The 13,960-nt window shown below is 40.9% G+C and carries 11 protein-coding genes; 1 reads left to right on the top strand and 10 read right to left on the bottom strand.

Annotated features, from left to right (window positions below):
• Positions 1-57: 57 nt before the first annotated feature.
• From BFU02S_RS01960 to hemA, 4 genes are read right to left on the bottom strand one after another with little or no spacing between them, the layout of a single operon-like run.
• Positions 58-819: a uroporphyrinogen-III synthase gene (locus BFU02S_RS01960; RefSeq protein WP_066365855.1), complete on the bottom strand. Its 762-nt coding sequence runs from the start codon at positions 817-819 to the stop codon at positions 58-60.
• Complete coding sequence (gene hemC / locus BFU02S_RS01965) at positions 813-1,751, bottom strand: hydroxymethylbilane synthase (protein ID WP_066365858.1); 939 nt, start codon at positions 1,749-1,751, stop codon at positions 813-815. The genes BFU02S_RS01960 and hemC overlap by 7 nt, the downstream gene beginning before the upstream one ends.
• Positions 1,752-1,761: 10 nt before the next feature.
• Entirely contained in the window at positions 1,762-2,595 is an 834-nt protein-coding gene (locus BFU02S_RS01970; RefSeq protein ID WP_066365860.1) for a cytochrome C assembly family protein, read from the bottom strand.
• A gap of 12 nt (positions 2,596-2,607) precedes the next feature.
• Positions 2,608-3,951, bottom strand: coding sequence for a glutamyl-tRNA reductase (gene hemA / locus BFU02S_RS01975; RefSeq protein ID WP_066365863.1), 1,344 nt, complete (start codon positions 3,949-3,951; stop codon positions 2,608-2,610).
• A 189-nt stretch (positions 3,952-4,140) separates the two neighbouring features.
• Between hemA and BFU02S_RS01980 the strand changes: the two genes are divergently transcribed.
• Complete coding sequence (locus BFU02S_RS01980) at positions 4,141-4,629, top strand: LiaI-LiaF-like domain-containing protein (RefSeq protein WP_066365865.1); 489 nt, start codon at positions 4,141-4,143, stop codon at positions 4,627-4,629.
• A gap of 30 nt (positions 4,630-4,659) precedes the next feature.
• Here the strand turns inward: BFU02S_RS01980 and yihA are convergent, their stop codons facing one another.
• The 6 genes from yihA to BFU02S_RS02010 all read right to left on the bottom strand — a co-directional run bounded on the left by yihA (position 4,660) and on the right by BFU02S_RS02010 (position 13,915).
• The gene (gene yihA, locus BFU02S_RS01985) at positions 4,660-5,247 is read right to left on the bottom strand and encodes a ribosome biogenesis GTP-binding protein YihA/YsxC (RefSeq protein WP_066365867.1); all 588 of its coding nucleotides are present in this window, start codon (positions 5,245-5,247) and stop codon (positions 4,660-4,662) included.
• The gene (lon, locus tag BFU02S_RS01990; RefSeq protein ID WP_066365875.1) at positions 5,244-7,571 is read right to left on the bottom strand and encodes an endopeptidase La; all 2,328 of its coding nucleotides are present in this window, start codon (positions 7,569-7,571) and stop codon (positions 5,244-5,246) included. Before lon ends, yihA begins: the two co-directional genes overlap by 4 nt.
• A 190-nt stretch (positions 7,572-7,761) precedes the next feature.
• A complete protein-coding gene (lonB, locus tag BFU02S_RS01995) occupies positions 7,762-9,429 on the bottom strand; it encodes an ATP-dependent protease LonB (protein WP_066365877.1) in 1,668 nt (555 codons plus the stop codon).
• A gap of 246 nt (positions 9,430-9,675) precedes the next feature.
• Positions 9,676-10,935, bottom strand: a complete 1,260-nt coding sequence (gene clpX / locus BFU02S_RS02000) for an ATP-dependent protease ATP-binding subunit ClpX (protein WP_066365879.1) — start codon at positions 10,933-10,935, stop codon at positions 9,676-9,678.
• Between the two features lie 514 nt (positions 10,936-11,449).
• Positions 11,450-12,727: a trigger factor gene (gene tig, locus BFU02S_RS02005; RefSeq protein ID WP_066365881.1), complete on the bottom strand. Its 1,278-nt coding sequence runs from the start codon at positions 12,725-12,727 to the stop codon at positions 11,450-11,452.
• A 168-nt stretch (positions 12,728-12,895) separates the two neighbouring features.
• A complete protein-coding gene (locus tag BFU02S_RS02010) occupies positions 12,896-13,915 on the bottom strand; it encodes a tetratricopeptide repeat protein (RefSeq protein ID WP_066365884.1) in 1,020 nt (339 codons plus the stop codon).
• Positions 13,916-13,960 lie beyond the last annotated feature (45 nt).

A 13,960-nucleotide genomic window follows, 5' to 3' on the forward strand; every position in this document is an offset into this window, starting at 1 on the left:
TTCGGTTACTCTGGAAAATAGATATTTTCTCGCGGATAACCTCGTTTTCATCTCGAATCACTTATGTTTCTCCAAATAATCAGCCATGCTCTTCATCATTCCCGCGACAGTATACTCTTTAGGATATACGTGAACCGGCAAATCATATTCCAGCAATCTCTGCATCGTTACCGGACCAATACAGCCGATTATACAGTCCGCCAGCTGATCCCTTAGCTCATACTCCTTTACTACTTCCATAAAATGGTCAACTGTAGAGGAACTTGTAAACAGCAGAATATCGAGCTGACGTCCTTGCAGGACATTGGCAAGTTTTTTCCGGCTTTCATCAGGCAGATAGTTTTCATAAATAATTGCTTCATCCACCACGGCACCTGTTTCAGTCAATTCTTGCTTAATACAATCCCTGGCCAGATTTCCTTTTGGGAGGAGGACTCGTTCCCCGCGATGAATATAAGCCGAAAATTCCTTGGTAAACACTTCTGCCACGAAAGCGGAAGGGACAAAATCAACTTCAAGTCCTCTTTTTCTTAACGCTTCTTCCGTCTTGCTGCCAATCGCTGCGATTTTTGGTACCTTCATTTCTTTTTTTACAAAAGAAAAAAAGATCTCAACAGCTGTCCCGCTTGTAAAAATAACCCAGTCATAGATATCGAGCATCGGAAAATGCACGCCATCGCGGATGGGCCGAAACGCAATAAGCGGTATTTCGACTGGTATTCCCCCATATTTTTCAACTAACAAGGAAAAAGATTTCGCCTGCTTTTCCCCTCGGGGAACAAGTACTTTTTTATACTGAAACGGAAAGGAATCTAGCATTGTCCCTCAAGCTCCCGGATCACGCGTTCGATCATTTGCTTTGCTCCCCGTTCAATTAACAGGTTGGCCGCCATGATGCCAAGTTCTTCGGGATTTTGTCCTCTAAGCTCTTCCTTGTAAACCTCCTGTCCTTCAGGAGTTGCCACTAGCACATTTAACACGATTTCATCGTTATCTTCCACACGAGCAAAGCCGGCAATTGGCACTTGGCAGCTGCCCTCCATTTTGGCAAGAAACGCACGTTCTGCCAGAACCGCACGTTCTGTTTTCTTGCAAGTGAGTTTTTCTAACAAGTCGAGAAGTTCTTGATCGTCTTCACGACATTCAATTGATAGTGCTCCTTGCCCGACTGCGGGAATACAGGTATCAACATCCAAAAACTCCGTCACAACCTCTCGGGTCCATCCTAAACGAGCAAGACCGGCTGCCGCTAGAATAATCGCGTCATATTCACCAGTCTCTAATTTCGCCAGTCTTGTATCGACATTGCCGCGGATCCATTTAATTTCTAAATCCGGGCGTTGGATGAGGAGCTGAGCGCTACGGCGAAGACTGCTTGTGCCGATGATCGCGCCTGGTGTTAAATCAGCCAGCTTTACACCCCCGCGGGAAATAAGCGCGTCACGATGATCTTCCCGGACCGGGATACAGCCAATGGTAAGTCCTTTCGGCAATACTGCCGGCATATCTTTCATACTATGTACGGCCATATCAATCTCTTTATTTAGCATAGCCTGTTCGATTTCTTTCACGAATAACCCTTTGCCGCCGACCTTTGCCAGAGTCACATCTAAAACTTGATCGCCTTTCGTGACGATTTCCTTTATTTCAAACTTAAAACGGGGATCCAATTTTTCAAGCTGATCAATGACCCAATTAGTTTGTGTTAACGCCAGCTTGCTGCGTCTGGAACCTACAATAATCTTTCGCATGATGCGCCTCCTAGGAATACCATAAGTGAAAGGATGATAATCTTCCAAATAAGAAGAAGTTAATTAAAACAATTAAAAACGAAGCAACATTCCATAATGCCAGTTTCTTTCCATACTGATTTTTAACGGATCGTAAATATAAATAAATGCTGTAGGCTATAAGCAATAAAAAGGACCCTATGATTTTTATATCATACCAGGGCATCCCCGGAAGTTTCAAAAACGCCCACTGCAACCCTAGTATCAAACCTAATAACAGCATCGGTACACCGATAATCGCAAATAGGTAAGACAATCGCTCCAGTTTTTCCAAATCTGCAATTCGAATCAGCCGTTTGCCCCATTGTTTTCTTTTCAGTAAATTATATTGAATCAAATATAACAGCGAAAACACAAACGATAATGAAAAGGCACCGTAAGAAAGTATCGCCATTGTAATATGAATAAGCAATAATTCCGAGACAAGCTGCTTAGCCATTACATGGGAATGATATTGCATCGGAGCAAAGGTGTGAATCGCCATTACCGTAAAGCCAAGAATATTGGTGAAAAAGACGATAAAATCAACCCGCAATAAATAATTAATCCCAATGGATAATGTGATTAATACCCATGCATAAAAATAGAGTCCCTCGAAAATTGTTAGTACAGGGAATCTGCCCGTTTTCACCATATAGAGAATCAGGAAAGCCGTTTGTGAAATCCATACAAATGCAAGTAACCAGAAGGCAATCTGGTTTGCCTTCCGGTTATGGTGAATAAAGTCGAAAAAATATAACAGCACACTGGAGGCATACAAAACAACCGTTAATTCGTGAAGTCTTGTAAAAAAAAGACTAGACATCAGATTAGGCTCCTAGACTTGAAAGGAAGCCCGCATGTCCGGAACTGGCTGTGTATTCTTCTCGGCAGTTGATACCTGCTGTTCCTTGTCAGGCTCTTCAAGATTAAATATTTTCTTAAATAAAGCCATCGCTTCATCGGCATTGGGCCTCGCAGCCAATTCTTTCGCTTGTAAAATCGGATCTTTTAACAGCTGATTAACAATGCTCTTCGTATGTTTATTTAATACTTTTCTATCATGTTCCGAAAGATTAGGAAGCTTGCGGACGAGACTTGCCATTGTCTCTGCCTGGATCGCGAGCGCCTTCTCCCTGAGAGCGGAAATAACAGGAACCACGCCAAGCATTCCGATCCATTGTTTGAATTCAATGATTTCTTGTTCAATCATCAGCATGATTGTTTCAGCGCACTTTTGACGTTCCTTTAAATTTGCCTCGACAATTCCTTCAAGATCGTCAATATCATACAAAAACACATTTTCAAGCTCGGCGATTCTGGGGTCAAGGTCACGCGGAACGGCGATGTCAACTAAGAATAACGGCTTTCCTTTCCGCATTTTCTCTACTTTTGCAATCATGTCTTTTGGAATTACTATGTCCTTTGCACCTGTTGAGCTGATAAGAATATCAGCATCAATCAATGATTGCTCAAGCTCCTCTATTGATTTTGCCTCTCCATTAAAACGCTGGGCAAGTATTTGTGCTTTTTCAAATGTCCGGTTAATGACTGTTACTTTTTTCACGCCATTGCCATGTAAATTCTGTGCAGCCAGTTCTCCCATTTTTCCGGCCCCAAAAATTAACACATGTTTATTAGCTAAGGAGCCAAAAATTTTCTTCGCCAATTCCACAGCTGCATAACTGACAGATACAGCATTTGCGCCAATCTCCGTTTCTGCATGGGCCCGTTTTGCCAGCGTAATCGCTTGCTTAAACAAATGATTAAAGATGGATCCGGTTGTTTTCTGTTCTTGGGCCAGCATAAAACTTGTCCGCACCTGGCCAAGTATTTGCGTTTCCCCCAAAACCATGGAATTAAGCCCGCATGTGACAGTAAATAAATGTTCTATTGCACCATCATCTTCAAAAATAGATAAATACGGAGAAAAGTCCTCCTGCTCCAGCTTAAACCATTCGGCAAGAAATTGTTTTATATAATAGCGACCTGTATGCAATTGATCTACGACCGCGTAAATTTCCGTACGATTACATGTAGATAAGATGACATTTTCCAAGATGCTTTTCTTAGCTGCCAATGTTTTAATGGCACAATCAAGTTCCGTCTCATTAAATGTCAGCCGCTCACGGATTTCTACAGGGGCAGTTTTATAGTTAAGACCGACCATTAAAATATGCATGATTAAAAAGACACCCCCCATACATAACTAGTACAATTATATCACGAAATTTTGTGCTAACAGCCGAAAATTGTGAACATAAAATGAAACTATATGCTATCATAAAAAAATAATTCTTTATTGTCCCATAAAGTACAGTATCAAAAAAATGGAATAGATTCAAGAGAACCTTACTGGAAGGTGTTATTCATGAAAAACCAACGTATTTTCCCCGGAATCATTCTAATCGGATTTGGATCCTACATTTTCTTACAGCAATCGGGAATCATCATTTTTCAGTCATTTTTCACCTGGCCTACGTTGCTGATCATTGTTGGACTGGCTTTTCTAGGTCAAGCTTATATGGCAGGCGATTATGAAGCCATCCTGCCGGGGGTCATCATGTCAGGATTTGGCGTCCATTTTCTTGTTGTCGGTCATATAGCGATCTGGCCTAAAAATACGATTGGGATGTTAATTTTCATCATTTCCATCGGATTTTTTCTTCGTTCTCAAAAAACGAAGAAAGGAATATCCCAAGCATTCTTGTTTCTTATTTTAGCAGTGCTTTTGCTGTTTTATGAAAAATTTTACAGATACTTTGGATTTTTAAAACTTGGAGTGACACAAATCTTCCAATATTGGCCTGCGCTCTTCATTTTAATTGGTATTTATTTTCTCTTAAAAAAGAAAAAATAACCGCCTGGAAGCGAGGGTCCAGGCGGCTCGTTATTTCCCTATAAAATGTTCCAGTATGGCCCATGCTTTGTCTTTCCCCTCACCTGTTTCCGATGAAAAAATGATCATTTGGTCATTTGGGTCCAGTTCCAGCGTTTCTTTCACCACTTTTAAATGTTTCTGCCATTTACCTTTTGGAATTTTGTCCGCTTTTGTTGCTACCACCAAACAAGGAATTTCATAATGTTTTAGAAAATCATACATCATACAATCGTCCTTTGACGGCGGATGTCTTAAGTCAACAATCAGCACACATGCCCGCAATTGCTTTCGGGTTGTAAAATAGGTTTCAATCATTTTTCCCCAGGAAGCACGCTCTGATTTGGAAACTTTCGCATAACCATAACCGGGAACATCGACAAAATAAAGCATTTCGTTAATTAGGAAAAAGTTCAATGTTTGGGTTTTTCCTGGTTTAGAGGAAATTCTCGCCAGACCCTTTCTGTTAAGCATCTTATTAATAAATGAAGATTTCCCGACATTGGAACGGCCTGCCAGAGCAAATTCTGGCAGGTCCGTTTCCGGATATTGTTCCGGTCTTACCGCACTTATTACAATCTCAGAGCTTATTACTTTCATCTAGCTCCCCCCTCTAATAGTGCATGCTTTAAGACTTCGTCCACATGGGATACTGGTACAAATTCCAATTCATTGCGGACACTTTCCGGAATGTCATCAATATCCTTTTCATTTTCCTTTGGCAGAATCACTTTGGTCAGTCCGGCACGATGGGCGCTTAATGTTTTTTCCTTTAAGCCGCCAATTGGCAGGACACGACCGCGGAGAGTGATTTCTCCTGTCATCCCGACTTCACGTCGGATCGGTTTACCAGTCAGAGCTGAAACAAGAGCAGTGGCAATGGTAATTCCAGCAGATGGGCCGTCCTTTGGAACTGCTCCTTCAGGCACATGGATATGGATATCATATTTTTCATGAAAGTCTTCTTCAATACCAAGTTCCTTTGTTTTGGAACGGACATAGCTGAAAGCTGCCTGAGCCGATTCCTTCATGACATCGCCAAGCTTTCCTGTCAAAACAAGCTTTCCTTTGCCAGGTGCAATGGATACTTCAATTTGCAGTGTATCACCCCCAACGGTTGTATACGCCAGACCGGTTGCAACACCTACCTGGTCTTCCGCTTCTGCTTGCCCATAATGGAACCGCGGTTTTCCTAAAAATTCTTCGAGATTTTTCTCAGTAACAATAACGCGTTTCTTTTCTCCTGATACGACGATCTTTGCTGTTTTACGGCAAATTGTCGCCATTTGCCGTTCCAGGTTGCGGACTCCTGCTTCCCTTGTATAATAGCGGATGACTTTTAAAATGGCATCGTCTCGGACTTGAAGCGTGCTTTTGGTTAGCCCGTTTTCTTTAATTTGCTTGGGCAGCAAGTGATCTCTGGCGATATGAAGCTTTTCAAGCTCAGTATATCCTGCAATTGTGATCACTTCCATCCGGTCCAAAAGCGGGCCGGGAATGGTTGCAAGATCATTGGCTGTCGCAATAAACATAACTTTTGATAAATCATATGTTTCTTCAATATAGTGGTCACTGAAATTGCTGTTTTGTTCTGGATCCAGCACCTCTAATAAGGCAGCTGATGGATCGCCGCGGAAATCGCTTGACATTTTATCAATTTCATCAAGTAAAAACACCGGATTAATCGTTCCTGCCTTTTTCATTCCTTGAATAATCCGGCCCGGCATCGCTCCGACATAGGTTCTGCGGTGGCCTCGGATTTCTGATTCATCCCGTACACCACCGAGCGAAATCCGAACAAAATGGCGGTTTAGCGAAGTTGCAATAGATCTGGCAAGACTTGTTTTCCCCACCCCCGGTGGTCCGGCAAGGCATAGAATCGGCCCTTTTAGTGAATTTGTCAGCTTTTGGACGGCCAAATATTCCAAGACTCGCTCTTTCACTTTTTCAAGTCCGTAATGCTCTTGGTTTAAAATCTTTTCAGCGCGCTGAATATTAATATCGTCCTTCGTCTTTTTCGACCATGGAAGGGATACAAGCCATTCAATATAATTGCGAATCACAGCACTCTCTGCTGAGCTTGACGGAACCTTTTCATAACGGTCCAATTCTTTCATAGCGGTTTGATAAACATGTTCCGGCATTCCCGCTTCTTCGATTTTCTTCGTTAGCTCGGCAATTTCACCGGTCTTTCCTTCCTTATCACCAAGTTCCTTTTGAATAGCTTTCATTTGCTCGCGCAAATAATATTCCTTTTGCGTCTTTTCCATTGAGCGCTTAACCCGCTGGCCAATTTTTTTCTCGAGATTAAGCACTTCTTTCTCATTATGAATAATACTGATAACCCGATCCATTCTTTGCTTTATGTCAATGGTTTCAAGGATTTCCTGTTTATCCTTCAGCTTAATCGGCAAATGGGAGGCGATAATATCTGCCATTCTCCCAGGTTCCTCAATATCCGTAACAGTTGCAAATGTTTCCGCCGAGATTTTTTTTGATAGCTTTATGTATTGTTCAAAATAATCCAGCATTGTCCGCATCAATGCTTCATCTTCAACGTCTTTTTTCGTGCTGTCCTCATAAATTCTAACGTTGACTGAAAAATATTCTTCCTCTTCTAGGAAGGTCACGATTTCAGCTCTATTTAAACCTTCCACTAATACACGGATGGTTCCATTAGGAAGCTTTAACATTTGCTTAACTTTTGTCAAGGTTCCAACCTTGTATAAATCATCCTTCGCAGGTTCATCAATCGAGACATCCTTTTGCGTCGTGAGAAAGATTAAATGGTCATCTACCATTGCCCTTTCAAGTGCCTCAACAGAACGTTCCCGGCCGACATCCAAATGAAGGACCATTGTCGGATAAACCAGCAAGCCCCTCAGCGGTAGTAGTGGGACGGTCATTTCATTATTTTGGGCCATATTCTGCACCTCCATATGTTAAAACAATACTTTAGTAATAAAATGAATTATCTTTGTTACAAATTCTATCTTATTTAGTTTTAAGTGTCTATTTTATCATCCCCAATCAAGTAAATTTACTTCGCATAAAAAAATAATGGCAAATAAAAACTCCGGTTTGTCTTGGCTTTACAAACCGAAGTTTCTCATTTTAAATAGATTCTTTTTTCGTCAATTCAATGGAAGCAGGCATTGCATTGTTTTTACGAAAGCTGTTCACAAGGGCGATATCGAATACTTCATGGAGGTTCTTGACCGGAATAATCGTAATGCCGTCAATCTCATTCAAAATGGTTTGCATATTTTCTTCCGGAATGATCACCGTTTTGACCCCGGCTTTTTTCGCAGCTTTGACTTTTGGATAAACTCCTCCGATTGGCTTCACGTTCCCGTGAATACTTATTTCTCCTGTCATGGCGACCGTATTGTCAATCGGAATTTTATAAATGGCTGAATAAATTCCTGTTGCCATCGCGATTCCTGCCGATGGGCCATCAATCGGGACACCGCCGGGAAAATTTACATGGATATCATATTCATTCGCCGGTACTCCCATAGATCGTAAAACAGTGATTACATTTTCTATCGAACCGCGAGCCATGCTTTTGCGGCGGATCGATTTCCCTTGTCCGCCAATACTTTCCTCTTCAACAATCCCCGTAATATTGATCGTGCCCTTATCCTTTGCCGGAATTACTGTTACTTCAATTTCCAGAAGAGCACCTGAATTCGGACCGTAAACAGCAAGTCCATTCACAAGTCCTACTTCAGCTTGCGGATGGATTGTTCTTTCCATTCTTGGTGCCATTTGGCTGGAATGAATGACCCACTCAATATCTTCATCCCGGATGTAGTCTCGATCCTCTTGAATGGCAAGCCCTGTGGCAATTTGAATCATATTGACCGTTTCTCGGCCATTTCTGGCGTATGAGGCCAATGTTTTAATCCCGGTTTCATTTATTTGCATTTTCACTTTTTCAGCCGCTTTTTTGGCAACAGTTTCAATCTCTTCCTGAGTTAAGTCGCGAAAGAATACCTCCAGACAACGGGACCGGATCGCCGGTGGAATTTCGCTTGGAGTTCTCGTAGTTGCGCCAATCAGACGAAAATCCGCCGGAAGGCCATTTTTAAAGATATCATGGATATGGGTCGGGATTTGCGTGTTTTCTTCATGATAATAGGCACTTTCTAGAAAAACTTTACGATCTTCCAACACTTTTAGCAGTTTATTCATCTGAATTGGGTGCAATTCACCAATTTCATCAATAAACAATACACCGCCATGGGCATTGGTAACAGCACCCTGTTTCGGTTGCGGGATTCCGGCTTGCCCCATCGCTCCAGCCCCCTGATATATAGGGTCATGTACAGACCCTATCAGCGGGTCGGCAATTCCTCGTTCATCGAAACGTGCAGTTGTTGCATCTAACTCGATAAAAACAGAGTCTCTTTTAAATGGTGATTTTGGGTTCTTTTTCGCTTCCTCCAAAACCAGGCGGGCTGCTGCGGTTTTTCCTACCCCCGGTGGGCCATAAATGATGACATGTTGCGGATTTGGACCGCAAAGAGCAGCTTTTAATGATCTTATTCCATCTTCCTGACCGACAATATCTTCAAAACTTGAAGGACGTACTTTCTCCGATAATGGTTCTGTTAATGAAATCGATCTCATCTTCCTAAGCTGTTCCATTTCTTTCCGGGACTCCCGGTCAATCGATACCCTTTGAGTACGTTGATTCTTTAACAAATTCCAAAAATACAGCCCAATAATAACCCCAAAAAATAACTGTATAAATAAAGCGATCCCCGTCCAACTCATCTTTTTTCCTCCTGCACCAAATTACTCAATTGATATTAGTCAGTATTTCCTTCGGAGTTTGGTAATAAACCATAAATTAGCAAGAAACTGCTAAGGCAGGGAGGAAATTTCTTACTTTTTAAGAAAAGCGATGCTGATGCTGTCGAAGCATTTCTTGTGGAGCTGGACAATTCTCGAAGTCAAAATTTATACTTTCTTTACTTCACACAAAAAAGAACCCGGTCTTATAGCCGGATTCTCCTTTGCTTAGGCTGACTTTTCTTCAGCAACAACCGTACCGTCTTCTAAAACTAATTTCGGTGCAGTGTTTTTCATGACTGTATCTTTAGTAATAATGCACTTCGAAATATCATCACGTGATGGAAGGTCAAACATGACATCCAGCATAATGCCTTCAATAATCGAACGGAGTCCGCGGGCTCCTGTCTTGCGTTCAATTGCTTTTGCAGCGATTTCCTTTAATGCATCCTCTTCAAATTCCAGTTCTACGCCGTCCATTTCAAGCATTTTTTGATATTGCTTAACAAGCGCATTTTTTGGCTTGGTTAGAATTTCAATTAATGCTGCTTCATCTAATTGCTCAAGGCTGGCGATTACTGGAAGACGGCCGATAAATTCCGGAATTAGGCCAAATCGGAGCAAATCTTCAGGCAATACTTTGGAAAGCAATTCTTTGCTGCTGATTTCCTGCTGTTTTGGATCAGCACCAAAACCAATCACTTTTTGACCTAAGCGGCGTTTGATAATCGGCTCAATTCCGTCAAACGCACCGCCGCAAATAAATAAGATATTGGTTGTATCAATTTGAATAAATTCTTGATGTGGATGCTTTCTCCCTCCTTGAGGCGGAACGCTTGCCACTGTGCCTTCAAGAATCTTTAATAATGCCTGCTGTACGCCTTCGCCGGAAACATCTCTTGTTATGGAAGGATTTTCTGATTTACGGGCAATTTTATCAATTTCATCGATATAAATGATACCTTTTTCAGCCTTTTCAACATCATAATCGGCAGCTTGGATTAATTTTAATAAGATATTTTCAACATCTTCACCGACATATCCAGCTTCCGTCAGCGATGTTGCATCGGCAATAGCAAAAGGTACATTCAAAATGCGTGCTAATGTTTGCGCGAGCAATGTTTTACCGCTTCCTGTTGGTCCAATCATACATATATTACTTTTTGACAGTTCCACATCATCAATTTTGCTATTTGAATTAATCCGTTTATAGTGATTATAAACGGCAACTGACAACGCTTTCTTGGCTTGATCCTGTCCAATGACATATTCATCAAGGATTTCACAAATTTCCCTTGGCTTCGGAACATCTTTAAATTCTACTTCTTCTTCTGTTCCGAGCTCTTCTTCGACGATTTCTGTACAAAGTTCAATACATTCATCACATATATATACACCAGGTCCGGCCACTAACTTACGGACTTGGTCTTGAGTTTTGCCGCAAAACGAGCACTTTAATTGGCCTTTTTCATCGTTAAATTTAAACAAACCCTTCACCCCTTGATACAATTCTGTATTTGTAAACTGCAGGTTTGACTAATCAATCACAATGGTATTCATTCATCAATCAATTGTATGTATTTTGCATTGTAACATAATTAGTCAATGGACTGAAACCAAAAAGCTTTGCAAAAGATGCATTTTCAAAGATGTTCGAAATTTCGTCAAAGAAAAGATAAGATATGTACATTTTTCATCTTAGCCATAATTTCCAAAAATAAAATCTTTCTTTTCTTGAAATTATTGTATTCGCCGTTATCGGCAATTTTTCCTGCCTGTTGTTAAAAATGTTCCCTGTATTTATTATAATATGTTACTCAAAATTATGTATTAAAAAGCGCAAGCGCCTTGGTCAGCCCCGACGGGCAAATGTTCTTCGGCACTAAAAGTCTGGTTTTTGGACTTTTAGTTCCGAAGGTTATTTGACCCCGAGGGGCTAGGCACTGGAGCTAGAGTATAAAGGAAGGCACGACTTTAAAATCGTGCCCCTGCTGATTGTTCATTACTTCTTGTTCTCAACAAGAAAGTCAACTGCTTTTCTAAGTTCGAGATCACCTTTGATGCCTTGAACACCGCCAAGTGCGCGCTTAATGGCGTCAGCTGTCATATTGTACATGTTTGCCATTTTCTCAAGTTCAGCATTGATCTCTTCGTCTGTTACTTCTAGATTTTCCACTTTCGCAATCGCTTCTAGTGTTAAGTTCACTTTTACACGTTGTTCTGCTTCTTCTTTCATTTGTTCGCGAAGAGCTTTTTCATCCTGACCTGAGAATTGATAATAAAGATCAAGATTCATACCTTGCATTTGTAGACGCTGCCCAAATTCTTGAATCATCCGGTCAATTTCGTTTTCAATCATGACAGGAGGGATGTCGACCTCAGCATTTTCTGCAGCTTTTTCCACTACAGAATCACGTACATGATGTTCTGCTTCATGCTTTTTGTTTTCTTCTAAACGCGTTTTGATTTTTTCTTTCAAAGCATCTAAAGTTTCCACTTCATCATCGACGTCTTTTGCAAATTCATCATCTAATGCAGGAATTTCTTTTGCTTTGATTTCATGTACAGTTACTTTGAATACGGCCGGTTTTCCTGCCAGATCAGCTGCATGATATTCTTCAGGGAACGTTACTTCTACATCTTTTGATTCACCAGCTTTAACACCAATCAACTGCTCCTCGAACCCAGGAATGAAAGTATTTGATCCCAGTTCTAATGTATAGTTTTCAGCCTTGCCGCCTTCAAAAGCTTCACCATCAACAAAGCCTTCAAAATCGATTACAACAGTATCGCCGTTTTCTGCTGTTCCTTCTTCTTTTACAACTAGTTCGGCATGGCGATTTTGCAATGCTTCAAGTTCTTTGTGCACATCTTCATCCGTTACAGTTGTATCAAATTCTTCGATCTCAAGGCCTTTGTATTCGCCTAATTTCACTTCAGGCTTAACAGTAACAGTAGCCTTGAAGATCAGGTCCTTGCCTTTTTCTAATTGTTCAATGTCGATTTCAGGACGATCAACAGGCTCAATTCCAGTTTCTTCAATTGCATTTCCATATGCTTCAGGAAGAAGAATATCTAATGCATCTTGATAAAGTGATTCAACACCAAAGCGTTTTTCAAATAGTGAGCGAGGCACTTTTCCTTTACGGAAGCCTGGTACGTTAACTTTCTTCACGACCTTTTGGAATGCTGCATCCAGTCCTTTGTTTACCTTGTCAGCACTTACTTCAACAGTAAGGACGCCACGGTTCCCTTCTAATTTTTCCCATTTTGCTGTCATTCGTTTTCCCTCCAACATCTATTCTCATTTCATTCGATACGAATTTAGCGTGGAAAGATGGTCTTGTCCACTACCATTTTCCATTATTTTTAATGTAAAAAATAGAGATTTTTACACAATGCAACCACTACATTATACCATAGGATATTTTTCTTTCAACAGTCCATCTTATATATTAGGATAGGAAATTTTCTCAATTTGCTCAATTTGTTCTTTTGCCAGTTCAAATTCTTTTATTGAAACATGATATTCGGCTGTTATTTTGCCTGGTTCTTGTAAATAACCAAAATACTCCTCGGCCTGTGCATGAAAAGCGGCAGCCCATACTTTCGAGCTGTCTGGTTCAAGGTTAAAAGGATAACTGATAAAAAAAATTCGATCAACCAAACTGATGACATTTTCAACAAGTACTGGATTGCTGTTTCCGAGATGATTTTCTAAACAATCTTTAATTTCTTTCATTTTCGGCTGCAGTCTGACATCCGGCAGCTGGGCAGGTATGACTCTTGCTTCAAGGGAAAATTTCCTGACCGTCAGTTCATGGTCAAACTCCTGTTCTCTTAATAGACTGAGCAAAATGGTTTTGAGAAACGGATGGCCGGTTTCATCTTGTAAATAAGCTTCAATTTCCGGTACATAGGGTCGGATATTTTGATCTGCTATACTAGAAATTAGCAGCATTTGTTCGTTTAGATTATGTATAGAAAACTGATTCAAAAATTTAGGTTTCTCGCACTTTTCATCAACTGCCTCCTGTCTAAGGCTCTCAGCCATCCTTCGGCTAAACTGCAGCAACGTCCGAAAATGTTCATATTTTTCGGGTGGAATTTCTTTCTCTTCTAAAAGCGCCTCAATCGTTGAAACGATTTCCTCGTATTCGTGAAGTTGGATTAGTACAGTTAAGTACAAATCAACCAACTGAAAGTAGTCACCTATTCCTTTTAGAAGCAATTCTTTTGTAAGCACCTTTGCTTTTTTGAAGGAGGAAGCTTCAAAATAGGCAAGCGCTAGCCCGATCAACACGTCTTCGTTTTCAGGATCAAACTCTCTTGCTTCTTCCAACAGCACAATCGCCTCGGTAAAGTTGCGGTTATGAAGGTTTTCCAAGCCTTTGTCTGTTAGGCGTTGTTCAATTCCGGGAAAGAAGACCACATTGTCCCTTCTCTTTACACGGTCCCGCTTTTTCATACAATAACCGTCCTTTGACTGTTCATTAGAGAATCATTAGCATAC

The organism is Neobacillus fumarioli NBRC 102428, from assembly GCF_001591485.1.
Classification (GTDB): domain Bacteria; phylum Bacillota; class Bacilli; order Bacillales; family Cytobacillaceae; genus Neobacillus; species Neobacillus fumarioli.